Source organism: Streptomyces sp. NBC_00094 (assembly GCF_026343125.1).
GTDB lineage: Bacteria > Actinomycetota > Actinomycetes > Streptomycetales > Streptomycetaceae > Streptomyces.
This window is the reverse complement of sequence record NZ_JAPEMB010000001.1, coordinates 5,483,563-5,507,917: the sequence shown is the minus strand read 5'-3', so window position 1 is coordinate 5,507,917 and position 24,355 is coordinate 5,483,563. Positions and strand designations below refer to the sequence as shown.

Sequence of the window (24,355 nt, the reverse complement as noted above, 5' to 3'; positions counted from 1 at the left end):
TCTTCCCTTTCACACAGGGATGTCCGGATCGTGGGATTCTCATCGTATGACGCCCATCACGGAGGTGGAGGGGCGGCGCCTGGCGCTCAGCAACCTGGGCAAGGTGCTCCACCCGCTCACCGGCACGACGAAGGGCGAGGTGCTGCACTACTACGCCACCGTCGGGGCCGCGATCCTGCCGCATCTGCGCGACCGGCCCGTCTCCTTCCTGCGCTACCCCGACGGTCCGGACGGGCAGCTCTTCTTCACCAAGAATCCGCCGCCCGGCACACCCTCCTGGGTGACCACCACCCCCGTGCCCCGCTCCGACGACCCCCGCGCCCGGCAGGTCGTGATCCAGGACCTGGCCTCGCTCATGTGGGCCGCGAACCTCGTCGTCGAGTTCCACACGCCCCAATGGCGGACCCCCTCCCCCGGCGTCGCCGACCGGCTCGTCCTCGACCTCGACCCCGGGCCGCCCGCGACGGTCGCCGAGTGCTGCCGGGTCGCGCTCCACCTGCGCGAGCGGCTCGCGGCGGACGGCCTGGAGGCCTTCGCCAAGACCTCCGGCGCCAAGGGGCTGCACCTGCTGGTCCCGATCGCGCCGACGCCCTCCGAGCAGGCCTCCGTGTACGCGAGGCAGCTCGCCGTCGAGGCGGAGGCCGCCCTGCCCGAACTGGTCGTGCACCGGATGGCGCGGGCCCTGCGCCCCGGCAAGGTCTTCGTCGACCACAGCCAGAACGCCGCCGCCAAGACCACCGCCACCCCCTACACCCTGCGGGCCCGGGCCCTGCCCGCCGTCTCGGCGCCCGTCACGTGGGAGGAGGTGGAGGGCTGCGCGTCCCCCACGGCCGATCCGGAGGAGCTCGTTCTGCTGATGGACGACATCGCGCCACGTCTGGAGCGGTACGGAGAGCTCCTGGCGCCCCTCTTCGCGCCCGAGCGGGCGGGTGGCGTGCCATGAGCGGCGGAGCCGACGCGGGTGGCGGCGTCGCGCTTCCGCCGCCCGTCGACGTCATGCGGCCGCGGTCCGCCGACTCCGTCCCGGGCCAGGCCGAGCCGCCCCGGGAGCTCCAGTACTCCCTCAAGCTGGACGGTTTCCGCGCCCTCGCCTTCGTCCTCGCCGACGGGAAGGTCGTGCTCCAGTCCCGCTCCCACCGGGACCTCGCGCCGGAGTTCCCCGAGATCGCCGCCCACCTGCGCACGCAGTTGCCGCCCGGGATCGTGCTCGACGGCGAGCTGTGCGCCTACCGGGAGGGGCGGCTGAGCTTCACCGACCTGCTCCGCTCGCACGCGGACCGGGTACGGGCCGGGGTCCCCGTCTCGTACATCGCCTTCGACCTCCTCGCCGTACCGGGCCGGGACGTGCGGGGATTGCCTCTCCGTGACCGGTGGGAGCTGCTCGGGGCCGCCCTGCGGGAGGCCGAGCCGCCGCTCCAGCGCGTCCTGGCCACCGGGGACGAGGCGACGGCCCGCGAGTGGTTCCGCGAGCTGCGGCCCTCGGGCGTCGAGGGGGTCGTGGCGAAGGCGATGGGCTCCACCTACCGGGCGGGCCCCACCTGGGCCTGGCGCAAGATCCGGCACGCCGACACGAGCGACGGCGTGCTGCTCGGCGTGATCGGCCCGGCCGAGCAGCCCCGCGCCCTGCTCGTACGGCTCCCCGACGGCCGCACCGTGACCACCTCGCCCCGGCTGTCCCCCGCGCAGTCGCGCCAGGTCGGCGCACTGGTGGGCGACCGCGCGGGACCGCTCGCCGAGGACCCGGAGCACGGGCCGGTACGGCGGGTGGACCCGCCGGTCCCCGTCGAGCTGCGCCAGGTCGCCGGGCGGCACGAGAACGTGGCGTTCGTCCGGGTCCGGTCGGAGGGCTGAGGCCCGGCCGGACGGGCCGGTCGCGAGCGGTCGCGGACCGGCGGCCGTACGGGCCCCGACGGGCCGTGCACCGAGAGCAACCGCCCTGCTCCGCCCCGTACATGGCGCAAAGAGAGCGCAACCGTGGCCCCGCGCGCGGCCGGTGCTGTCAGCTAGGCCTTGTTGTCCGTCCTGTGGTGCACACTTGCTCACTGGTACAGCGCTCACGGGGAAGGCGGCCTGGCAATGCTGACGGGGATCGAGGAGGTCGACTGGGCCTCGCTGGGGCACGCCTACGGCCCCGCCGACGACGTGCCGGCTCTGCTCCGCGGACTCGCCTCCGACGATCCCGCCGAACGGGAGACCGCCCTCGACGGCATGTACGGCGCGGTGCACCACCAGGGTGACGTCTACGACTCGACGCTCGCCTGCATCCCCTTCCTCCTCGAACTCGTCGCCGACCCCGCCGTCCAGGACCGGGGCGGCATCGTCGAGCTGCTCACCAGCATCGGCGGGATCGAGCTGGACGCCGACGACGAGCTGGACGAACTCGACCCGGACGACGAGGAGTTCATCCCGGCCGCCAACTACGCCATGGCCGCGGCCGCCATCGCCGCCGGGGCCGACGTGTTCCTCGGGCTCGTCGAGGACACCGACCCCGAGGTGCGGCTCGCGGCGCCCTGCGCGCTCGCCTCGCTGCATCCCGAGCCCGCGCGCGTACTGACGCTGCTGCGGGAGCGGCTCACCGTCGAGCGGGACACCGAGGTGCGGCTCGCCCTGGTGGCCTCGGTCGGGCGGATCGCGCTGCGGCACGCGGGGCTGCGCTCCGAGACCGTCGAGTGGCTCGCCTGGCTCGCCCGCGCCGCGCAGGACCCGGGGCTCCGGCTCGCGGCCCTCGCCCAGCTGGCGCGCTGCGCGCCCGCCGCGATCCCGGACGACGTCGTGCCGTGGGTGACGGAGCTGCTGGAGGAGATCAGGGCGGCGGCGTGCGGGTCCACCGGTGTCGCGGGCGACGCCGGCGCGGAGGTCGACGGCGGTGCCGGGGGCGATGCCGGTGCCGACTGCGGGCGGGCTCTTCCGCCCACGCTCATCGGACAGGTCCGGGAGCTCCTGGAGGAGCACTCGGCCGGGCGGCCCGCCCCCTGGACCGAGGAGCTGCTCCGGACCCTGCACTCCGCGCTCGACGACCGCGTCGACGACCGGATCGCGCTGATCCTCACCCAGCTGCGCAGCCCCGACCGGTGGCAGCGGTCGGACGGGATCTGGCTGTGCGGTGGGCTGATAAGGGTGTGGCGCGGGCGGTACGAGGAGGTCGTCCGGCTCATCGGCGAGCAGCTCCACGACCCGGACCCGCGGCTCCGGGAGGCCGCCGCCAATTTCCTGGAGCGGCTCTTCGACGTGGGCGGCCCCGCCGCCGACGCGCTCGTGGCCCGGCTGACGACGGGCCCCGACGGGCCGGGCGCCGCACAGGGCGAGCCGGGCGGACTCGACGGACCCGGCAGGCTCGACGGACCCGCGATTCCCGGCGGACTCGACGGACCCGGTGGCTCCGGTGGCTCCGGCAGCCCAAGCGGCTCCGGTGGCTCCGGCGCGCCCAGTGGGTTCGTCGGGCGGTCCGGGCGGGACACGGCACTCCTCGCGCTGGCCCGGGCCGGGGACACCCGGGCGGTCCCGCTGCTCGCCCGCGCCCTGGAGGAGCGCGAGGTGCGGCGCGAGCTGCTGTACGCGGTCGACGGCCTCGGGCCCGCCGCCGCGACCCTCACCCCGCTGCTGCGGCGCCGGCTCGCCGAGGTCGAGCTCGACGAGCAGCTGTTCGACCGGGCGTCGCCGCTGCTGTTCGCCCTCGCGGCCGTACGGGGCGGTCAGGCGGTGCCCGAGGTGTTGCGGGTGCTGCACGGCGCGCCGGAGTTCCGGCGCGACTGGGTGCGGGAGTCGGCCCTGCGGACCCTGGCGGCCTTCGGTCCCGCGGCCCGGGAGGCCGTACCGGAGCTGCGAAGACTCCTGGCCGCCGAGTCGGCCTCGGTCGCCACGGCGGCGGCGCGGGCCCTGTGGGCGGCCGAAGGGGACAGGGGGGATGTGCTGCCGGCCCTGGAGCGGTGGCTGCGGCCGGGCTCCTCGGGCCCCGAGTGGTGCTGCGCGGCCCTGGCCCTGGGCGAGATCGGCCCGGCGGCGGCCGTGACGGCTCCCGCCCTCATGCCCGGCCTGACCTCGCGGGACCTGTGGGTACGGGTCCGCAGCGCGACGGCCCTGTGGCGGGTCTCCGGCCGCGCGGAGCAGGCCCTTCCCGTGCTGCTCGCGGCCTGGGAGGAGAACCGTCACGCGCGCGTGGACATCGCGGAGTGCCTGGCGGAGATGGGCCCGGCGGCCTCGGCCGCCCAGCTCGCGATCCTCACCGAGCTCACCCGAAGACGCCGCCACAACGCCCGCGAGGGCGGCTCCGGCAGCCACGACATCCACCAGGACGAGAAGCTCCTGACCCTGTGCAGGGCCGCCCTGGCGCGGATGGAGCGCGGGGCTCTCTAGGGGGTGTCTTGTCGATCAGGCCGGATCATGGCCGGGGTCGCGGGGGCCCAGAAGCGGGGTGGGGGCAGGCCGGTAGGCGGGACCTGCGGGAGCGGCAGGGGCGACCCCCGACGGGTGGACAAAAGGGGCGTCCCGTTGAATAGGCTCCATGGGGAGACCCATCGTGCCGCCGTCCGCCCCGAGGAGCCGCGTGAGACCGCACTGCGTGCAGCTCGCCGCCGTCCTCGGCGTGCTCGGCGCCCTCCTGCTCACCGGTTGCGGTGGCGAGGGCGAGCTCAAGAGCGCCGGGCCGACGCCCACCGCCGTCGGGCCCGTCCGGCTCTGGCCCGACCTGCCGCCCGCCACCGATCCGCCGATCGACTACGGCGAGTCGGACACCCAGCGCGTCCCCGGCGTGGCGCTCCCGGACAACGACGTCCGTCGCGTCGCCCCCGCCACCGTCGTCCTCGCCGAGGTGCGGGCGCACCCCGACACGTACTCCGGCGCGGACGGCCTCTACGAGGAGACCGCCCGGGCGATCGAGGCGTGCACCGCGAAGCCCGGCGCCTGCCCCGTCCTGCGGCCGTACTACCGCGACCTCACCGGCAACGGCCGTGACGAGCTGATCGTCGGCATCCGGATGCCCGACCAGCAGGTCGGGGTGCGGGTCTACCTCGCCGAGAACGGCGGGCTCACCCGGATCATGTCCACGGTCGACCAGGTCATCAGCGTCGAGCTGGCCGGCCGTGACCTCATCATGCGGGTCGCCTCGGCGGGCATCCCCGGGTACGAGTACCGCACGGCGTGGTCCTGGGACGAGGGGCAGCACAGCATGCTGCCCACCCGGGACGAGATCGTCCGTGTGAAGCCCCCCGGGGCATCGACCGTGCCCGCGCCCCGCCTCGTGAGTCCGACGCCCACGCCTCCCGGACCGGCGCCGGTGCCCGCGCCCGTCCCCCTCCCCGTGGAACCGGCCCCGTGAGAGCGCCCCGGCTGCCCGCCTGGACGGCGACCCTCACCTGGAAGGCCGCGGTCTTCATCACCGTCATGTGCTGCGCCCTCGCCGCGCTGCTCGGCGTCCTCGTCCACGTCTCGGTGGCAGGCCAGACCGTGCACGACTCCCGGGAGAAGGCCCTCACACGGCTCACCGAGGTCAGCCGGCTCTACGAGGCGGGCGAGCCGCTCCCCCGGTTCTCCGGCATCGACCCGAAGGGGCTGCCCGCCTCGCTGCGGGCGCTCGCCGCCCGGGGGGAGCGCGGCACGATGGTCGCCGAACACGAGGGCCGGCCGACGATGTGGGCGGCGGGCCCGGCGGACGGCCGCGCCCTCGCCGTACACGTCGACTACACGCAGAGCGCCGAGACCATCGACGCGCTCGACAGGTCGATCCTCGGCTCCTCCGTCCTCGCGATCGGGGTGACCCTGGCCGTCGGCGCCTTCGCCGTCACCCGGGTCACGCGCCGGCTGCACCTCACCGCGCAGGTGGCCCGCCGGATCAGCGCCGGCGACCTCGACGCGCGCGTCGACGACCCCCGTACCGGGGACCCCTCACGCCCCCAGGACGAGGTCGCGACGGTCTCCGGGGCGCTCGACACGATGGCCTCCTCGCTCCAGCGCAAGCTGCAGAGCGAGCAGCGGTTCACCGCCGACGTGGCGCACGAGCTGCGGACCCCGCTCACCGGGCTCTCGGCCGCGGCCGAACTGCTGCCGGACGGACGGCCCTCGGAACTCGTCCAGGACCGGGTGAAGGCGATGCGGGACCTCACCGAGGACCTCCTGGAGATCTCCCGGCTCGACGCCCGCAACGAGACCGTGGACCTGGCGGTGCACGAGCTCGGCCCGCTCGCCGAGCGGGTGGTGCGCGCCTCGGGCACGGAGACGGAGGTACGGGTCGTCCGGGACGCCACGGTGGAGACGGACCGGCGGCGCCTGGAGCGGGTGCTCGGCAATCTGGTCGCCAACGCCCACAAGCACGGGGCCCCTCCGGTGACCGTGACGGTGGACGGGCCGACGGTGACCGTACGGGACCACGGCCCCGGCTATCCCGGGTACCTGCTGGAGTCGGGGCCGCAGCGCTTCCGCACCGAGAGCGGGGGCAAGGGGCACGGGCTCGGGCTGACGATCGCCGTGGGGCAGGCGGAGGTGATCGGCGCGGAGCTGGTGTTCACGAACGCCGACGCCGACAGCGCGGAGTTCGCGAACGCCGACGCCGACTCTGTCAGCGCGGAAGCCGGGGGCGCCGTCGCCCGGTTGCGGCTGCCCGAATACGTGAGCCTCGCCGACTCCGTACCGGAGGACTGACGCCGGAGGACTGAACGGCACCACACGGCACACCGTCACACAAAAGGGACATAGGGCATACCGCTTGCTACGTTGCGGACCATGACCACACCGCGCTCGGACGCTCCCCCGCCCGGGGTACGCCTCCCGAAGCGCCGCGGCGTGGAACTCTCCCTCCTCGTCTGCGCCGTCCTCATCTCCGTCTACGGCTACGCCGCGGTCGGCCTCGCCCGCAGCGGCGCCGTGCCGCCGGACGCCGCCCGCTACGGCGCCGGCCTCGGGCTGCTCGCGCTCGTCGCCCACCTCGCGGTCCGCTTCCGCGCCCCGTACGCCGATCCGCTGCTGCTGCCGATCGCCGTCCTGCTCAACGGGCTCGGCCTCGTACTGATCTACCGGCTCGACCTGGAGACGCCGAACGACCAGGCGGCGGCGACGCAGCTCGTCTGGTCGACGCTCGGGGTCGCGCTCTTCATCGCGGTCGTCCTGCTGCTGCGCGACCACCGCACGCTCCAGGGGTACGCGTACGTCTCCGTGGCCGCCGCGCTCGCCCTGATGATCCTGCCGATCTTCTTCCCCGCCGTGAACGGCGCCAAGATCTGGATCAGGCTCGGCGGGCTCTCCTTCCAGCCCGGCGAGTTCGCCAAGATCCTGCTCGCGGTCTTCTTCGCCGCGTACCTCTCCGCCAACCGCAACGCCCTCGCGTACACCGGCCGCCGGATCTGGAAGTTCCAGTTCCCCACGGGCCGGGTGCTCGGGCCGATCGTGGCGATCTGGCTGCTGAGCGTCGGCGTCCTCGTCCTGGAGCGCGACCTCGGCACCTCGCTGCTCTTCTTCGGCCTCTTCGTGATCATGCTGTACGTGGCGACCGGCCGGACCGGCTGGATCGCCGTCGGGCTCGTCCTGGCCTCCGCCGGAGCCTTCCTCGTCGGCTCGCTCGAACCCCACGTGCACAGCAGGGTGGAGGACTGGCTCGACCCCTTCGCCTCGATCCGGGCGGGCGAGGGACCGGGGCAGCTCGCCCAGTCGCTCTTCGCCTTCGCCGCCGGCGGGATGCTCGGCACGGGGCTCGGTCTCGGCCATTCCGTCCTCATCGGCTTCGCCGTGAAGTCGGACTTCATCCTGGCGACGGCGGGCGAGGAACTGGGGCTCGTCGGCCTCACCGCGCTCTTCCTCCTGTACGCGCTCCTCGTCGCCCGCGGCTACCGCGCCGGCCTCTCCCTGCGCGACCCCTTCGGGCGGCTGCTCGCGATCGGGCTCGCCTCGATCGTGGCGCTCCAGGTCTTCGTGATCGCGGGCGGGGTGATGGGGCTGATCCCGCTCACCGGCATGGCGATGCCGTTCCTGGCCCAGGGCGGTTCCTCGGTGGTCACCAACTGGGTGATCGTGGCGCTCCTCATCCGGGTCAGCGACTCGGCCCGCGCGCCGCAGCCGGAATCCGCCGACACCGGGACGCTCGCCCCGGTCAGGGAGGACGCCCCGTGATCCGGTACATCCGGCGGGCCGCCGCCCTCTGCCTCGTCCTCCTGGTCGCGCTGCTCGTCAACGCGGCCCGTGTCATGGTCTTCGAGGCCGAGGAGCTCGACGACAACCCGGCCAACCGGCGGATCTCCATCGAGCGGTACGCGGAGCCGCGCGGCGAGATCGTCGTCGACGGGAAGCCGGTGACCGGCTCCCGGGACAGCGGACAGCAGCTGCGCTGGGAACGGACCTACCGGCAGGGGCCGTTGTACGCGCCGGTGACCGGCTACGCCTCCCAGACGTACGGCACGACGCTCGTCGAGCACGCCGAGGACGCGGTCCTCGCGGGCACCGACCCGATGCTCGCGCCGCTGCCCCTCTGGAACGACCTCACCCGGGGCCGGCAGCCGGGCGGCGACGTCCTGACGACGGTCCGCGCCCCGATGCAGGAGGCGGCCTACCGGGGGCTCGACGGGAAGCGGGGCGCGGTCGTCGCGGTCGAGCCGTCCAGCGGCCGCATCCTGGCGCTCGTCAGCTCGCCCTCGTACGACCCCGGGGTCCTCGCCGGGACGGGCAAGCCGGTCAAGGACGCGTGGAAACGGCTGAACTCCTCGCCGAACCAACCGATGCTGAACCGGGCCCTGCGCCAGACGTACCCGCCCGGCTCCACCTTCAAGATCGTGACGGCCGCGGCAGCCCTGGACGCGGGGGTGGTACGGGACGTGGACGCGCCGACGGACACCCCGGACCCGTTCGTGCTGCCCGGCACCCGCCAGGTGCTGCCGAACGAGGCGCGGGGGTGCGGGGACGCGTCCCTCGCGTACGCGATCCAGTGGTCGTGCAACACCGTGATGGCCGGGCTCGGGGTGGAGGTCGGGCTGACCGGGATGGTCGAGGCGGTGGAGCGGTTCGGCTTCAACGACACCGGTCTCCGGGTGCCGTCCTGGGTCGCGAAGTCCAACTTCGACCGGGAGATGAGCCCGGACCAGCTGGCGCTCTCCTCGATCGGGCAGTTCGACACGACGGCGACCCCGCTCCAGATGGCGATGGTCGCGGCGGCCGTGGCCAACAACGGGGAGATCGCCCGGCCGTACCTCGTCGACCGCGCCACGACCTCCGGCGGGACGACGGTGGACCGCACGGGACGCCGCAGCTACCGGCAGGCGATGAACCCCTCGACGGCGCTCCGGCTGCAGCAGCTGATGGTGAAGGCGGTAGAGGAGGGGACGGGGACGAACGCGGCGATCCCGGGGGCACGTGTCGGCGGCAAGACCGGCACCGCGCAGCACGGCTTCGGCAACACGGGCACCCCGTACGCCTGGTTCATCGCCTGGGCGCAGGCGGAGGACACCGCCCAGCCGGCGGTCGCGGTGGCGGTCGTCGTCGAGGACGCGGAGGCGTCCCGTACGGACATCAGCGGGGGCGGCAGCGCGGCCCCGATCGCGAGGGCCGTGATGACGGAGGCGCTGCGGCTGGAGGCGGAGGCTCGGAGGTAGCCCGGGACGCGCCTGCCCGACCGCCCGTGTTCCGCGGCTTCCCCGGGCACCCCGCGTTCCGCTGCTCCCGGCAGCCCCATTCCGCCGCTTCCCCGGGCACCCCCGCTCAGCGGGCTCCCCGACCGGCCCTATTCCGCCGCTTCCCCGTCCCCCGCGCCCTCGGCGATCGCGCGCTCCACCTCCGCCACCCGCGCCCGCTCCTCCGCCGCGAAGCGCTCCGCGTCGAGGCGCTCCGCGATCTCCTCGTCCTGGGTCATCAGCAGGTCCAGGTTGGAGTCGCCGAGGTCGAAGACGCCCATGTCCAGATAGGCCTTCTGGAGGCGTTCGCCCCAGAGGCCGATGTCCTTGACGCAGGGCACGATCCGGCTGAAGAGGAGCTTGCGGAAGAGGTGCAGGAACTCGCTCTGCTCGCTCAGCTCCTCGGCCTCCTTCCTCGGGATGCCGAAGTTCTCCAGGACCTCGACGCCGCGCAGCCGGTCGCGCATCAGGTAGCAGCCCTCGATGACGAACTCCTCGCGCTCGCGGAGCTCCGCGTCCGACAGCTGCCGGTAGTAGTCGCGCAGGGCCATCCGCCCGAAGGCCACGTGCCGGGCCTCGTCCTGCATCACGTACGCGAGGATCTGCTTGGGCAGCGGCTTGTCGGTGGTGTCGCGGATCATGCCGAAGGCGGCGAGGGCGAGCCCCTCGATGAGGACCTGCATGCCGAGGTAGGGCATGTCCCAGCGGGAGTCCCGCAGGGTGTCGTCGAGCAGGCCCTTGAGGTTGTCGTTGATCGGGTAGAGCATCCCGATCTTCTCCTGGAGGAAGCGGCCGTAGATCTCGGCGTGCCGGGCCTCGTCCATGGTCTGGGTGGCCGAGTAGAACTTGGCGTCCAGGTCGGGGACGGACTCGACGATCCGGGCGGCGCAGATCATGGCGCCCTGCTCACCGTGGAGGAACTGGCTGAACTGCCAGGAGGTGTAGTGCCGGCGCAGCTCGCCCTTGTCCTTCTCGGTCATCTTCGCCCAGTGGCGGGTGCCGTAGAGGTTCAGGACCTCGTCGGGGGTGCCGAGCGGGTCGTACGGGTCGACCTCCAGGGACCAGTCGATCCGGGTGGCGCCGTCCCACTGCTTGTCCTTGCCCTTCTGGTAGAGGGCGAGGAGGCGCTCGCTGCCGACGGCCTCCATGTCGTATTCCCAGGTGAAGCGGGCGGCGCCGGTGGCCGGCACCTGCCAGGCGAGGGTGGGCGGGGCCGTGGTGTAGAGGTCGCGCGTCGACACTGACGCCTCCTTCGGGGGTCGGATGGCCGTTCCCGTGGTGCGATTCCCATGACGAGTCCACCGTCAGTTCACACGGCGGTAGACGGATCGTCAACAAGTCGCGCACGAGGGATTGACGGCACTGCTGACGGGCAGTCTGATAAGAGTGACCCCCGGTAACGCGACGGCGAGCGCAGCGAGGTGCCCCCACCATGACCCCCTTCACCGAGCCCGACTTCAGCCTCCTCCGGGACGCCCTGGGGCCGCTGCGCGACCGTGAACAGGTCGCCGAGCGGCTCCTGGAGTCCTCCCGCAAGCACGCGCACGACCCGGACACCGAGCTCGACTGGGACTCCCCCTTCGAGGACGGCAAGTGGTTCTGGCCGCCGGAGCTCCTCTCCCTCTACGACACCCCGCTGTGGCGCCGGATGTCCGAGGAGCAGCGGATCGCGCTCTCACGGCACGAGGCGGCCTCGCTCGCCTCGCTCGGGATCTGGTTCGAGATCATCCTGATGCAGCTGCTCGTGCGGCACATCTACGACAAGTCCCTGACCAGCCATCACGTCCGGTACGCACTCACCGAGATCGCCGACGAGTGCCGGCACTCGATGATGTTCGCCCGACTGATCCAGCGCGGCGGCACCCCCGCGTACCCGGTCCCGCGGATGTACCACAACCTCGCGCGCGTCCTGAAGACCGTCTCCACCACCCCCGGTTCGTTCGCCTCCACCCTGCTCGGGGAGGAGATCCTCGACTGGATGCAGCGGCTGACCTTCCCGGACGAGCGGGTGCAGACCCTCGTCCGCGGGGTGACCCGGATCCATGTGGTCGAGGAGGCCCGCCACGTCCGGTACGCCCGCGAGGAGCTGCGCCGCCAGATGGTGACCGCCCCGCGCTGGGAGCAGGAGTTCACCCGGCTGAGCTGCGGCGAGGCGGCCCGGGTCTTCTCCACCTGCTTCGTGAACCCGAAGGTGTACGAGGCCGTGGGCCTGGACCGGCGCGAGGCCGTCGCCCAGGTGAGGGCGAGCGGGCACCGGCGGGAGGTCATGCAGTCCGGCGCCAAGCGGCTGACGGACTTCCTCGACGACATCGGCGTGCTGCGCGGGGCGGGGCGGCGGCTCTGGCGGTCCTCGGGACTGCTGGCGTGACCGGCCTGACCGACTGACGGGCCGCCTGACGGGCCGCCTGACGGGCCGCCTGACGGGCCGCCTGTCTGGCTGGCTGCCTGGCCCGACCGGTCGACTCGCCGACCGGCCTTACAGGAGCCGGTTCGGGACACCCCCGCCTGGCCGCCGCGTTCCCCGGTTACGCTGCGGAGCATGACGAGTGCCGCCACGCCCGCGTACCGCAGGCTCAGTGTCGAGCAGCGGCGCGGGCAGCTCATCGACGCCGCCCTGGGGCTCTTCGCCCACCGGACACCCGACGACGTCTCGCTCGACGACGTCGCCGAGGCGGCCGGCGTCTCGCGGCCCCTCGTCTACCGCTACTTCCCCGGCGGAAAGCAGCAGCTGTACGAGGCCGCCCTGCGCTCCTCGGCCGACGCCCTGAACCACTGCTTCGCCGAGCCTCCGGTCGGTCCCCCCACGGAGCGGCTCGGCCGGGTGCTCGACCGCTATCTGACCTTCGTCGACGAGCACGACGCCGGGTTCAGCGCCCTGCTGCGGGGCGGCAGCGTCGCCGAGACGTCCCGGACCACCGCGATCGTGGACGAGGTGCGGCGGGCCGCCGCCGAGCAGATCCTCGTCCACCTCGGGGCGGAGCGGCCCGGCCCCCGGCTCGCCATGATGGTCCGGACGTGGATCGCGGCCGTGGAGGCGGCCTCGCTCATCTGGCTCGACGAGGAGAAGCAGCCCCCGGCGCGCGAGCTGCGGGAGTGGCTGGTCGACCATCTCGTCGCCCTCCTCGCGGCGACCACGGCGAGCGACGAGGAGACGGCCGCGGTCGTGAAGCGACTCCTCGCCCAGGAGACGCCCGAGGGGCCGGTGGCGACGCTCGCCCGCAGGGTGCTGCCGGTGGTGGGCGAGGCGGCCCATCTGCTGTGAACCGGGGAGCCGGGAGAGACTGGAGGGGTGAGAAGCGAGAACACGTCCTTCCGTGGCGGCCCCCTCGACGGCCGGGTCCTGCCGATCCTGCTCGGCCCGACCGGCCACCCGCCGAAGTGGTACGAGGTGCCGGTCCCCGCCCGCGACGGACGCCCACCGGCCCTGTACGCGTACCGGCGCGAGCCCGCGGGGTACACGAAACGGCTCCGCCTCCAGCGCGGCTGGGTCTACGAGTACGCCCCCGAGGGGCGTGAGCGGCGCGAGCTGAAGTGGCCGTGGTCCAAGCCGAGCGGCGGGGCGAGCGGTGGGACGGGGCCCAAGGGCGCTGAGCCGAACGGGTGAGCACACCGGACGCGCCCCGATTCGTACGGTAATCGGATGAAGTGACACGTCATCATCCCCGTGGAGGTGGTGACGTGTCGCGAAGGCTGCTGCGCACGGTCTGCACGGGGGCACTGGCCGCGGCGACGGCCCTCGCGGGGGTGGTGCCCGCGGCGGGCGCGGGACCGTCCGACCCGCCCGTGGACCCGCCGGTGGAGGCCCCGATCGCCTGGGCGGACCCGGCGGCGGAACCGGTCGGCCCGGTGGACCCGTCGGCGACGGTCACCCCGGAGACCACGGCCGGTTCCACCGACCCGGCCGATCCGGTCGACCTGGCCGGCCTGGCCGATCCCACCGACCCGACCGACCCGACCGTCGGAGTCGCCGATCCGGTCGATCCGGTCGATCCGGTCGACCCCTTGGCCGACCTCTTGGCCGACCCCGTCGACCCCACCGCCCCCCTCCCCCCCGACGACGACGCCGCCGCGCTTCCGCCGCCCGGGGGCGACTCCGTCGCCGCGCTGCTCACCCGGCTGCGCACGCTCTACCGGCAGGCCGAGGAGGCCACCGAGCGGTTCAACTCCGTCGAGGAGGCGCTCAAGGTCCAGGCCGCCGACACCAAGAAGGTCACGGCCCGGCTCACCGCCGCCCGCACCTCGCTCGACCGGAGCCGGGCCGAGGCCGGGCGGCTCGCCAGGGAGCAGTACCAGGGCAGGACGGAGCTCCCCTCGTACCTCCGGATGCTCTTCGCGGAGGACCCGCAGTCGGCCATGGAGCAGGGGCATCTGCTGGCCCGGGCGGCCCGGGACCGGGCCGGCACCGTGTCACGGCTCGAAGGGGCCGCGCGGCAGGCCGACACGCTCGCGACCGCGTCCCGCAAGGCGCTCGACCGGCAACAGACCCTCGCCGCCACGCAGCGCACGCGACGGGACGAGGTGACGGCGAAGCTGCGCGAGGTGGAGAAGCTGCTCGCGTCCCTCTCCCCCGAGCAACTCACCCGGCTCACCGAACTGGAGCGCGTCCAGACGGCCGGCGCGCAGCGCGAACTCCTCGACTCCGGCGTCCTGAACGGCCTCCGCACCCCGTCCCGGGCGGGCGCGGAGGCGCTGCGCTTCGCGGTGGGCCAGATCGGCAAGCCGTACGTGTGGGGGGCCGAGGGCCCGGAGTCGTACGACTGCTCGGGGCTGACCCAGAGCGCCTGGGCGGCGGCGGGGCGGGAGATCCCCCGGACGAGTCAGGAGCAGTGGGCGACGCTGCCCCGGGTGTCACTGTCCGAGCTCCGCCCGGGTGACCTGGTGATCTACTTCCCGGGCGCCACGCATGTGGCGCTCTACCTCGGCGAGGGCCTGGTGGTGCAGGCGCCGCGGCCCGGCGGGAAGGTGAAGGTCTCCCCCGTCGCGGCGAACCCGCTGCTCGGGGCCGTCCGGCCCGATCCGGGCGGGGAGGCCCTGGACGCGTACGCGCCGCCGACGCTGCCGGCGGGGGCGAAGGACGGCGAGGACGAGGGGTACGACCGCTCGTGAACTCCCGCTCCCCGTAGGCCCCTTGCCCTCGAACGTAATAAGCGCAAAGCTTTACGGGTCCTTACATCCCTCCGTCTGGACTCGGAGCCCCGCCATGCCCGAACTGCTGCCGGACACCGGACCCCAACGCACCCTCGCCGCCTCGAACTTCGTCTACACCGTCGGCAGCGGCCTCTTCCTGACCGCCGGGCTCCTGTACTTCACCCAGGCCGTGCACCTGCCCGCCGCCACCGTGGGTCTCGGACTCGGCATCGCCGGGCTCCTCTCGCTGGCCGTGGGGATCGCCGTCGGCCATCTCGCGGACCGGCACGGAGCCCGCTCCGTCTACGCGGCGACACTGCTCGTCCAGGCGGTGGCCACGGCGGGCTTCGTCCTCGCGGACGGCTTCTGGCCGTTCGTCCTCGCCGTCTCGACGGCCACCGGAGCCAAGGCGGCCGGGCTCGCCGCCCGCGCGCCGCTGATCCGGCACTACGGAGGGGACCGGCCGCAGGAGTTCCGCTCCTATCTGCGGGCCGTGACCAACGTCGGGATCTCGCTCGGAGCGCTGCTCGCGGGCTGGGCCGTCCAGGTCGGCACCCTCGACGCGTACCGGATCCTGGTCGTCGGCAACGCGCTCGCGTTCGCCGCCGCGGCGGCCGTCCTGCTCCTCCTGCCGCCCGTCGCACCCGCGCCCGCCGCCGCAGGACCCCGCTGGATCGCGCTGCGGGACCGGCCGTACCTGCTGCTCACCGCGCTCGACGGCGTCATGGCCATCCAGTTCAAGGTGCTCACCGTCGCGATCCCGCTCTGGCTGGTCGGGTCCACCACCGCCCCGCACTGGCTGGTCTCGGGCGCGATGCTCGCCAACACGGTCCTCGTCGTCGCACTCCAGGTCAGGGCGAGCCGCGGCATCGACTCACCCCGGGCGGGCGGCCGCGCCTACCGTCGCGCCGGAGCCGCCTTCCTGGCCTCGTGCGGTCTGGTCTCGCTCTCCGCGGGGGTCCCGGCATGGGCGGCCGTCGTCCTGCTCCTGACCGCCGTGGTGGTCCACACGGTCGGCGAACTGTGGCACTCCGCGGGCGGCTTCGAGGTGTCCTTCGCCCTCGCCCCGCCGCACGCCACCGGCCAGTACCTCGGCGTCTTCGGCCTGGGCGCGGGCCTCTCCGAGGCCCTCGGCCCCGGACTCCTCATCGCCCTCTGCATCACCTGGGGCCGCCCCGGCTGGTTCGTCGTCGGCGCCCTCTTCGCGCTCACCGGCCTGCTGACCCCGCTCGCGGTCCGCCGGGCGGAGGCCGCGCGTCCGGGGGTCGCTCAGTCGAAGAGCGAGATGACGCCCAGCACCCAGACCGTCACGAAGCCGATGACCCCCACACCGCAGCCGACGCCCGCGAGCACACCGCTGAGCGTCCACGACCCGTCGGGGCCGCCCCCGTACGCCTCGGCGGCCTCCTCGTCGTAGGAAGCCGGGTCGTCCCAGTCGACCGGGTGTCCCAGCTCCTCGGCGCAGGCCGTCCGCACCGCCACCAGCCGCTCCTCGGCCACGGCCGAGGCGGCCAACGCCTCGGGGCCGCGCCACGCGAGGGCCTTCATCCGCCACCCGGGAGACCCGTACCGCTGCTCGAAGGCGGCGGTCTCCTCGGCGTCCCGGTCCTCTTCGAGGTACATCCAGCGCCCGGCCTCCGCCGCGTCGCCGTACATCCGGTACACCTCGGCCAGGCGGCGGCGGAGGGTCAGGTCGTACGGGTAGGACGAGACGAGGCCGCGCAGGCGCTGGCGCGCCATCGGCACACGGCCGGCGGCAAGGTCCGCGTCCACGCGGTCCAGGGTGTTCGACAGGGGCATGCCTCATTGTCGAACACCCTGGTGCGGTGTCTCGAACGGATTTCGCCGACCGGATCGACCCGACCGGATCGACCCGACCGGATCGACCCGGCCGGTTCACGCCGTCAGGCGCCGGCGACCTCGGCCAGGTACGCGGACGTCTTCTCCGGGTCGAAGAAGAAGTTCTCGAAGTCGGACGGGTCGTTGAAGCCGTTCGCGAAGCGGTCGGCGACCGGCTGGAGCCCACCCGCCGCGCCGATCAGGTTGAGGACGTGCTCCGGCGGGACGCCCAGCATCGCGTTCGTCCACTTGGTGACGTGCTGCGCCGTGTCCCAGTAGCGGTCGAAGGTGGCCTGCATCCAGGCCTCGTCGAAGGGCTTGTCGCCGTGCTCGACGATGGCCGCCAGGTACGCGGCGGCGCACTTGGCCGCCGAGTTGGAGCCCTGTCCGGTGATCGGGTCGTTGGCGACGACGACGTCGGCGACACCGAGGACGAGGCCGCCGCCGGGCAGCCGGCCGATCGGGTTGCGGACGGTCGGCGCGTACCGGCCGGCGAGGGTGCCGCCCGCGTCGGTCAGCTCGACCTTGGTGGCCCGCGCGTACTCCCAGGGCGTGAACTTCTCCATCAGGCCCAGCGTCAGCGCCAGGTGCTCCGAGGGGTCCTTGACGCCCTGGAAGACGTCGAGCGGGCCGCCGGGGACGCCCTCCCAGAAGAGGATGTCGGCGCGGCCGCCGGTCGTCAGGGTCGGCATCACGAAGAGCTCGCCGACGCCCGGGACCAGGTTGCAGCGGACCGCGTCGAACTCCGGGTGCTCCGGACGCGGACCGAGCCCGTGGACGTACGCCACGGCAAGCGCCCGCTGCGGCTCCGCGTACGGCGAACGGGACACGTCCCGGCCGAACATGGAGACCAGCTCGCCCTTGCCCGCCGCGACCAGCACCAGGTCGTAGTTGCGGGAGAAGTAGTCCAGGTCGCCCACGGCCACGCCGTGGATGACGAGCTGGCCGCCGCGCTGGGCGAAGGTCTCCATCCAGCCGGCCATCTTCACGCGCTGGTCGACGGACTGGGCGTAACCGTCCAGCTTGCCGACCCAGTCGATCGCGCGGCTCGAGTCGGGGGCGGCGACGGAGACGCCGAGGCCCTCGGTCCGGGGAGCCTGGGACTCCCAGAAGTTGAGGCCGAGGTCCCGCTCGTGCTGGAGGGCCGTGTCGAACATGCACTGGGTGGACATGACCCTGCCGGCGCGGATCTCGTCCGCCGTCCGGTTCGACATGAGGGTGACCTCGTACCCCTGCGTCTGCAGTCCGAGGGCGAGCTGCAGACCGGACTGACCGGCGCCGACTATGAGTATCTTCCGCATGGGTGGTGCTCCTGGCGACTGTGAGGACTGCTCGTGTGAACTATTCGGGGGTGGCTTCGAGCGCGTGCGCGACCATGGAGAGCAGGGTCTCGACGACGCTGTAGCGCTTGCGCGCGTCCATGATCACCACGGGTACGTCCGGGGAGACGGTCAGGGCCTCCCTGACGTCCTCCGGCTCGAAGCGCTCGGTGCCCTCGAAATGGTTGACGGCCACGATGTACGGGAGGCCGCAGCTCTCGAAGTAGTCCAGGGCCGGGAAGCAGTCGGTCAGCCGGCGCGTGTCGGCGAGCACGACCGCCCCGATCGCCCCGCGCACCAGGTCGTCCCACATGAACCAGAAGCGCTGCTGTCCCGGCGTACCGAAGACGTACAGCACGAGGTCGTTGTCGAGGGTGATCCGGCCGAAGTCCATCGCCACCGTGGTGGTGAGCTTGTCCGGCGTGGACGTGAGGTCGTCGGTGTCCTCGCTCGCCCGGGTCATCAGCGCCTCGGTCTGGAGCGGGGTGATCTCCGAGACCGCGCGGACGAAGGTGGTCTTGCCGACGCCGAAGCCGCCCGCGACCACGATCTTCGTCGCGATCGGGGCCCTGGTGTGGTCGAGCTGCCAGTCCTGGTCGCCGTCCTCGGTATCGAGCAGGGGATCCGCTGCCCGCGCCTGGGCGGGGATACCGGCGGCCGCCGGAGATCCCACCGGTGATTCGGAGACAGCGGTGGCGTCAGAGACGACGGAGTCCACTCAGCACCCTTTCGAGGAGCGCGCGGTCGGGCTGGCCGGTGCCGTGACCGGTCCCGTACACACGGATCTTTCCCTGGTCGGCCAGGTCGCTGAGCAGCACCCGGACGACCCCCAACGGCATCTTCAGGAGCGCCGAGATCTCCGCGACCGTCCGCATCCGGCGGCAGATCTCGACGATGGCCCGCATCTCCGGCATCAGACCGCGGGCGGCGGGCCCGCCGTCCGTCAGGACCTTGCGGGCGGGCGCCGCTTCGAGCGCGGCCACGAAGGTCTCGACGAGCAGGACGTGGCCGAAGCGGGTACGGCCGCCGGTCAGCGAGTACGGGCGTACGCGCGAGGGGCGCCGTCCGTCTCCCCGTACCGGCAGCTTGTGGCCGTGAAAGGCGGGGTACGCGGACGCGGTCGCAGACGTCACTGGGGGCTCTCCAACGATTTGCGCAGCTCACTGCGGACTTCGGGGGTGAGTACGTGTCCGGCGCGGCCCACGAAGAGCGCCATGTGGTACGCCACGACGCTCATGTCGCAGTCGGGGGTGGCGTGCACGCCGAGCAGCGAGCCGTCGCTGATCGACATGACGAAGACGCTGCCCTCCTCCATCGCCACCATGGTCTGCTTGACCCCGCCGCCGTCCATCAGCCGGGCCGCGCCGATGGTGAGGCTGCCGATGCCCGAGACGATGGTGGCCAGGTCGGCGCTGGAGCCGCGCGGCCCGTCGGGACGGCCGGCGTCGGCGGCGGCCGTCGTGGCCTGCTGGGCGGCCGGGTCGGACGAGAGCAGCATCAACCCGTCGGAGGAGACGACGGTGACCGAGCGGACTCCCGGTACCTCCTCCACGAGATTGCCCAGCAGCCATTGCAGGTTGCGGGCCTCCGTGCTCAGTCCGAACGTTCCCGTCGCAGTCAACTGCGTGCCTCCTCGACTGTGTCCCCCGTCATCTCCTCTGTCCGTGCAGGCCTTACGGCGTCTATCCGCGCCGGGTCCCTCTCCATCTCCGCCTCCACGTCACGGCGTCCGGCCTTGGCGCCCTGGTGGAAGCCGCCGAGCCGGCGGCGCAGGGCCTCGGCGTCCACGCCGCCCTTACGGGGGGTGGTGGCGGCGCCGGGCTGGCGGACCACCTGCGGGGTGCGCTTGGGAAGGCCCTTGTCGGTGACCCGCTCCCACTGGGCGGGGCGGGGTCCGGGCACCGGCAGGCCGGAGTCCGGCTCGGGGGCGGTCGGGGCCGGGGGCGCGACGTGGTCGCCGGTGACGGTGTCCTCGTCTGCGGCGCGCTCGTGGCTGTCCGGCTCCGGCGGCGGGTCGGGCAGCCGGACCTGGAGCGTGGTCTCGGAGACGGACTCCGCGAAGGGGGCGGCGGGCGCGGTGGCCTGCGTCGCGGGCTCGTACGACTGCTCGGGCTCGTACGCGGGCGTGGGCTCGTACGCGGGCGTGGGCTCGTACGCGGGCGTGGGCTCGTACGCGGGCGTGGGCTCGGGCTCGTACGACTGCTCGGGTGCGGGCTCGTGCTCGTCCTGCTGCTGAGGCTCGGGCTCCGGGGCCGGGGCCTCGGGCCGGGCCTGGGCGCCGGTCGCTTCCGCCCCCGGCGTCGCTCCTGCCGTCGCCGCCTTCTCCGCCTCCGCCGCGAGGAACGCGCGTTCCGCGGCCTCCACCAGCGGGTCCCGGGTCCGGGACGGCAGGGTGTTGGAGTTGGCCTCCGCCGCCGAGCCGGGCAGGTGGAGCGTGGGAGCCGCGCCCGCCACCCGTACCGGCGGCGACACGGCCGTCGGAGGGGTCGTGGGCAGCAGGGGCAGCGGCAGGACCACGACGGCCGCGATACCGCCCGGCTTCTGCTCGCGCAGCTGGACGCGGACGCCGTGGCGGGCGGCGAGCAGGGCGGTCACCCGCATCCCGAGCCCCTCGCCCTCGAAGGCGTCCGGGTCGGCCTCGGTGAGGCGCGCGTTGAGCTCGGTGAGCCGGGAGTCGGTCATGCCGATGCCCGCGTCCTGGACGGAGAGCATCACCTCGCCGGTCTCCAGGAGCCAGCCGGAGAGCTGGACCTCCGCGTCGGGCGGCGAGAACGAGGTGGCGTTCTCCAGGAGTTCCGCGATCAGGTGGCTCAGGTCGTCCGCGGCGAAGCCGGCGATCTGGGCGTGCGGCGGCAGGGACTGGATGGTGACCCGCTCGTACCGCTCGATCTCGCTGACGGCGGCGCGCAGCACGTCGACGAGCGGGACGGGACCCGCGTGGCCGTGGACGTGCTCGTGGCCGGCGAGGACGAGGAGGTTCTCGCTGTGGCGGCGCATGACCGTCGCCAGGTGGTCGAGCTTGAAGAGCGTCGCGAGGCGGTCCGGGTCCTGCTCGCGCTCCTCCAGCTTCTCGATGACGCCGAGCTGGCGCTCGACGAGCCCGAGGCTGCGCAGCGAGAGGTTGACGAAGGTGTGATGGACGGTGCCGCGGAGGCGTTCCAGGTCGGCGGTGAGGAGTGCGACCCGGCCCTGGAGTTCGGCGCGCTGGGTGGCGATCTCCGCGCTGAGGACCTCCTTGGCGGCAGCGAGGTCCGCGTGCTCGCCGGTGAGCCGCTCGCTGCGGGCCGCGAGGCCGTGGAGCTTGCCGTGCAGGGTGTTGAGCGAGCGGACGACCTGGGCGAACTCGTCGTTGCGGCCGGTGAAGCGGACCGGCTCCTCGGTGTGCGGCTCGGGCGCCCCGGCGAGCCGTGCGGCGCCGATACGGAGCACGGCGAGCGGCCGCGTGAGGGAGCGGGCGACGTACGTGGAGATGCCGATCGCGACGAGGAGGCAGCCGCCGAGGAAGGCGATGCGCACTTCGAGGGCGGTGACGTCGTCGTCCCTGAGCGCGCCGAGGCGTTCGACCCGCTCGGCGGCGAGGGCGGACTCGACGCCGCGCATCTGCTCGACGCGGGCGGACAGCGCCGCTTCCAGGGCGGCCGGGTCGGTCCGCCGCTCGGCCTCGGTCAGCCGGGGCTGGTCGGTGAGGATGGCGAGCGAGCGCTCGGCGCTCTTGACGTCGGGTCCGGCGACGGTGGCGGCGAGCGAGTCGCGGGCGGCGGCACCGGCGGCCTGGTCGAAGTCGCCGAGGGCGGCGAGTTCGCGGACGCGGGCCTGCTGGGCGGCGGCGGTGAGGGCGTCACGGGCCCGCTGGGCCTCGTCGGCGCCCTCGGGTACGTCGGGGACGTAGGTGTCGGTCTCGGGGTCGTAGTGGACGTCCCCGGTGGGCTCGGGCTGCGGTACGGCGAGCGCGGCGAGGAGCAGCCCGCGCGCGGCGGAGGCCTGCTCGACGGCGCGGCCGAGGGCGGCGGGGGCGCGGGTGGCCTCGGTGAGCGCGGTGTCGGCGGCGCGGGCCGGGGTCTGCTCGGCGAGTTCGTCGGCGAGCGCCTGGAGTTTGGCGATGACGTCCGAGTACGCCTTGTGGGCCTCCAGGGCCGTGCCCTTGCCGGTGAGGGCGGTGCGGCGGATGGAGGGGACGCCGGCGAGGTCGCGGCGGAGCTCGGCGGCCGCGGCGGGCCGGATCTCGTCGATCTGGCGGTCGACCCGGGTGGACCGGGTGTCGGTGATCTGACGCCTGTCCTCGGCGTCGCCGGTCTGGCCGTCGCGGCCCGCGGCGATGTACGCGACGACCTCGTCGCGCTCGTCGGCGAGAGAGTGCGCGAGGGTGACGGCCTGCCGGTCCAGCTCGGCGAGGGTGACCAGGCGCTGGGAGTCGGTGAGGTCGGCGGAGGCGGCGAGGATCGCGGGGGCTCCGGCGGCGAGCACGGTCACGCCGACGAGGGCGACACCGGCGACCAGTCGGTTACGTACGCGCTTGGCGCGGCCGGCGGGGGGCTGCGCGGGAAGCGCCGCTCCGGTGCCGACCGGGGTCGGCTCTGCACCGGGGGTCTGGCTCCGCGCGCCGTTCTTGCTCCGAGGCCGCTTCTTCTCCACCGGTGCTCGCATCCTTGACTCGTCCGCCCATAAAGCAGAGGTGACGACCGGTCACGTGGAGCGCCCCCACCCCTGGTACGGCTTCCGACCATTCCAGCGCTTCTGCGAAGGGGGCGCGCATCGACCGCTCCGCCACCCGAACGAGTGAACAACACTCATGAGTTGGCGAACAACTCCCCGGGGTGGGGCCCGCGAGCCTCCGCTGACCGCCGGTTGGATCTTCCGCTCGGGCTTTGGCAGGATGCCCGCCCGCAGCTCGACGGAGCTCTCCATTCCGCCTCCGGAACCACCCCCGGCGGGTTGGTACAGGCCATTTCCGGCCGTTTGGAGACGCCGTGAAGGAGCGTGGTGGGCCGGGCACACTGGACGACATGCGCAGCGACGTCACCACGCTCCCCGGCAGACCCGAACGCCCCAACGAGGACTGGGCAGCCGCAGCTCTGCCCGCCTCGGGCACCGGGGGAACGGTCGTCGTCCTCGACGGCGTCACACCACCCGCCGGTGATGACGGTTGTGTGCACACCGTGCCCTGGTTCACCGCTCGCCTCGGCGGAGCTTTGACCGAACTGTCCGCTTCCCGCCCGGACATGCCCCTCTCCGAGATCCTGGCGCGGGCAATCCGGCGCACCGCGGACGCCCACCGGGACACCTGTGACCTTTCTCACGTACGTACGCCCCAAGCGACCGTGGTGCTGGCCCGCTGGGACGAGGCCGCGGTCGAACATCTCGTCCTCTCCGACTCCGCCCTCCTCCTGGAGGCGCCGGACGGGACGGTCCGGGCGGTGCTCGACGACCGGCTCGACCGGGTGCCGGACGAGATCCTGCGCTCCCTGGAGGCCACGGACCGACTGCGGAACCGGGAGGGCGGCTTCTTCACGGCGGCGGCCGACCCGGCGGTCGCGGAGCGGGCGGTGACGGGGACGACCCCGCGCGCGGAGGTACGGGCGCTGGCGGCGCTCACGGACGGGGCGAGCCGCTGGGTGGAGCTGTTCGGCGCGGGCGACTGGACGGCCTGCTTCGGCGTCCTGCGCGAGGAGGGCCCGTCGGGCCTGCTGCGACGGGTCAGGGCGCTGGAGACGGCGGACGCGCGGGCGGGCGGGGCGCGCCGCTGGAAGCTCCACGACGACGCGACGGCGGTCTACGCGGAGCTGTGAGCGGCGCGGGGGCTGCGGGCGGCGCGGAAGTCGTGGGTGGCGCGGGGGTCGTGGGTGGCGCGGGGGCTGCGGTCGGCGCGGAGGCCGTGAGCGGCGCGGAGGTCGTGGGCGGCGCGGGGCTCAGCCCTCGGAGCGCACGTTGAAGTGGTGGAGGAGCCTCGCCAGTTCGGCGACCTCGGCGCGGTCCCAGTCGGCGAGTTTGCGGACGTACCGCTCGCGCCGGGCGCCCCGAACGTGCCGGAAGCGGACCCGGCCCTCCTCCGTGAGCCGCACCAGCGAGGCGCGCCCGTCGGCGGGGTCGGGGTCGCGGACGACGAGCCCGAGCATCTCGAGCGCCCGCAGCTGGCGGCTCATGGTGGCCTTGCCGACGCCGAAGTACCCGGCGAGTTCGGTGGCCCGCTGGGGGCCGGCGTCCTCCAGCCGTACGAAGAGTCCGTAGGCGGCGGGCTCCAGTTCGGGGTGGACCTCGCGGGCCATCTCGCCGGACTGGGCGCGGGCGCGCCGAAGGAAGACCGCCAGTTCGCGTTCGAGGGCGAGGAATTCCGCATCCACCCCGGCGGGCGGAACGGCCCGGCCCTCACTTCCCGTACCGCTTCCGTGCACGTCAGCACCTCCCGAACGCTCTCCGGCGGACACCCGGCGATTCTCCGGCCGCTGAAAGTTTCCCCCCGCCGCGGCCATCGCCGCAGCTCCTCCAGAG

20 protein-coding genes and 1 pseudogene are annotated in these 24,355 nt (G+C 73.6%); 13 read left to right on the top strand and 8 right to left on the bottom strand.

The annotated features are described in order from the left end of the window. Positions 1-46 precede the first annotated feature (46 nt). The 7 genes from ligD (at position 47) to OG580_RS24590 (ending at position 9,566) form a co-directional block, all read left to right on the top strand. The gene (gene ligD / locus OG580_RS24620; protein WP_267045839.1) at positions 47-943 is read left to right on the top strand and encodes a non-homologous end-joining DNA ligase; all 897 of its coding nucleotides are present in this window, start codon (positions 47-49) and stop codon (positions 941-943) included. Next, on the top strand, positions 940-1,851 hold the full coding sequence (locus tag OG580_RS24615) for a DNA ligase (RefSeq protein ID WP_267045838.1): 912 nt from the start codon (positions 940-942) through the stop codon (positions 1,849-1,851). The genes ligD and OG580_RS24615 overlap by 4 nt, the downstream gene beginning before the upstream one ends. A 225-nt stretch (positions 1,852-2,076) precedes the next feature. After that, entirely contained in the window at positions 2,077-4,353 is a 2,277-nt protein-coding gene (locus OG580_RS24610) for a PBS lyase (protein WP_267045837.1), read from the top strand. Between the two features lie 190 nt (positions 4,354-4,543). After that, positions 4,544-5,314 (top strand): hypothetical protein, encoded by a 771-nt coding sequence (locus tag OG580_RS24605; RefSeq protein ID WP_267045836.1) that lies wholly within the window; start codon positions 4,544-4,546, stop codon positions 5,312-5,314. Next, positions 5,311-6,633 (top strand): HAMP domain-containing sensor histidine kinase, encoded by a 1,323-nt coding sequence (locus OG580_RS24600; protein ID WP_267045835.1) that lies wholly within the window; start codon positions 5,311-5,313, stop codon positions 6,631-6,633. The genes OG580_RS24605 and OG580_RS24600 overlap by 4 nt, the downstream gene beginning before the upstream one ends. Before the next feature lie 81 nt (positions 6,634-6,714). Continuing rightward, the gene (locus OG580_RS24595) at positions 6,715-8,094 is read left to right on the top strand and encodes an FtsW/RodA/SpoVE family cell cycle protein (protein WP_267045834.1); all 1,380 of its coding nucleotides are present in this window, start codon (positions 6,715-6,717) and stop codon (positions 8,092-8,094) included. Continuing rightward, positions 8,091-9,566 carry a penicillin-binding transpeptidase domain-containing protein gene (locus tag OG580_RS24590; RefSeq protein ID WP_267045833.1) on the top strand — a complete coding sequence of 492 codons (1,476 nt, stop codon included), beginning with the start codon at positions 8,091-8,093 and terminating at the stop codon, positions 9,564-9,566. The genes OG580_RS24595 and OG580_RS24590 overlap by 4 nt, the downstream gene beginning before the upstream one ends. A 128-nt stretch (positions 9,567-9,694) precedes the next feature. On the opposite strand, the gene OG580_RS24585 is transcribed toward OG580_RS24590, so the two are convergent. Then, positions 9,695-10,825, bottom strand: a complete 1,131-nt coding sequence (locus tag OG580_RS24585; protein ID WP_267045832.1) for a ferritin-like domain-containing protein — start codon at positions 10,823-10,825, stop codon at positions 9,695-9,697. Between the two features lie 191 nt (positions 10,826-11,016). On the opposite strand from OG580_RS24585, the gene OG580_RS24580 reads away from it, so the two are divergent. The 5 genes and pseudogenes from OG580_RS24580 to OG580_RS24560 form a co-directional block, all read left to right on the top strand. Further along, on the top strand, positions 11,017-11,952 hold the full coding sequence (locus OG580_RS24580; RefSeq protein WP_267045831.1) for a diiron oxygenase: 936 nt from the start codon (positions 11,017-11,019) through the stop codon (positions 11,950-11,952). A gap of 171 nt (positions 11,953-12,123) precedes the next feature. Beyond that, positions 12,124-12,846: a TetR/AcrR family transcriptional regulator gene (locus tag OG580_RS24575; RefSeq protein WP_267045830.1), complete on the top strand. Its 723-nt coding sequence runs from the start codon at positions 12,124-12,126 to the stop codon at positions 12,844-12,846. Between the two features lie 27 nt (positions 12,847-12,873). Beyond that, positions 12,874-13,188 carry a hypothetical protein gene (locus OG580_RS24570; protein WP_267045829.1) on the top strand — a complete coding sequence of 105 codons (315 nt, stop codon included), beginning with the start codon at positions 12,874-12,876 and terminating at the stop codon, positions 13,186-13,188. A 74-nt stretch (positions 13,189-13,262) separates the two neighbouring features. Beyond that, the gene (locus OG580_RS24565; protein ID WP_267045828.1) at positions 13,263-14,690 is read left to right on the top strand and encodes an NlpC/P60 family protein; all 1,428 of its coding nucleotides are present in this window, start codon (positions 13,263-13,265) and stop codon (positions 14,688-14,690) included. A 94-nt stretch (positions 14,691-14,784) separates the two neighbouring features. Beyond that, positions 14,785-15,696: pseudogene (locus tag OG580_RS24560) on the top strand (MFS transporter); the annotation flags it as partial. A gap of 284 nt (positions 15,697-15,980) precedes the next feature. Here OG580_RS24560 and OG580_RS24555 read toward each other — a convergent pair. The 6 genes from OG580_RS24555 to OG580_RS24530 form a co-directional block, all read right to left on the bottom strand. Then, positions 15,981-16,511: a DUF6584 family protein gene (locus OG580_RS24555; protein ID WP_267045827.1), complete on the bottom strand. Its 531-nt coding sequence runs from the start codon at positions 16,509-16,511 to the stop codon at positions 15,981-15,983. Between the two features lie 104 nt (positions 16,512-16,615). Beyond that, positions 16,616-17,851, bottom strand: coding sequence for a styrene monooxygenase/indole monooxygenase family protein (locus tag OG580_RS24550; protein ID WP_267045826.1), 1,236 nt, complete (start codon positions 17,849-17,851; stop codon positions 16,616-16,618). A gap of 40 nt (positions 17,852-17,891) precedes the next feature. Continuing rightward, complete coding sequence (locus OG580_RS24545) at positions 17,892-18,587, bottom strand: ATP/GTP-binding protein (RefSeq protein ID WP_267045825.1); 696 nt, start codon at positions 18,585-18,587, stop codon at positions 17,892-17,894. Continuing rightward, positions 18,568-19,002 (bottom strand): DUF742 domain-containing protein, encoded by a 435-nt coding sequence (locus OG580_RS24540; RefSeq protein ID WP_267045824.1) that lies wholly within the window; start codon positions 19,000-19,002, stop codon positions 18,568-18,570. The genes OG580_RS24545 and OG580_RS24540 overlap by 20 nt, the downstream gene beginning before the upstream one ends. Further along, positions 18,999-19,490 (bottom strand): roadblock/LC7 domain-containing protein, encoded by a 492-nt coding sequence (locus OG580_RS24535; protein ID WP_267045823.1) that lies wholly within the window; start codon positions 19,488-19,490, stop codon positions 18,999-19,001. Before OG580_RS24535 ends, OG580_RS24540 begins: the two co-directional genes overlap by 4 nt. Continuing rightward, positions 19,487-22,513, bottom strand: a complete 3,027-nt coding sequence (locus OG580_RS24530) for a nitrate- and nitrite sensing domain-containing protein (RefSeq protein ID WP_267045822.1) — start codon at positions 22,511-22,513, stop codon at positions 19,487-19,489. The genes OG580_RS24535 and OG580_RS24530 overlap by 4 nt, the downstream gene beginning before the upstream one ends. 359 nt (positions 22,514-22,872) lie before the next feature. Here OG580_RS24530 and OG580_RS24525 point away from each other — a divergent pair, with 359 nt between their 5' ends. Then, a complete protein-coding gene (locus OG580_RS24525; protein WP_267045821.1) occupies positions 22,873-23,655 on the top strand; it encodes a protein phosphatase 2C domain-containing protein in 783 nt (260 codons plus the stop codon). Positions 23,656-23,775: 120 nt separating this feature from the next. Here the strand turns inward: OG580_RS24525 and OG580_RS24520 are convergent, their stop codons facing one another. Then, positions 23,776-24,258 carry a MarR family winged helix-turn-helix transcriptional regulator gene (locus tag OG580_RS24520; RefSeq protein ID WP_267045820.1) on the bottom strand — a complete coding sequence of 161 codons (483 nt, stop codon included), beginning with the start codon at positions 24,256-24,258 and terminating at the stop codon, positions 23,776-23,778. Positions 24,259-24,355: the final 97 nt, after the last annotated feature.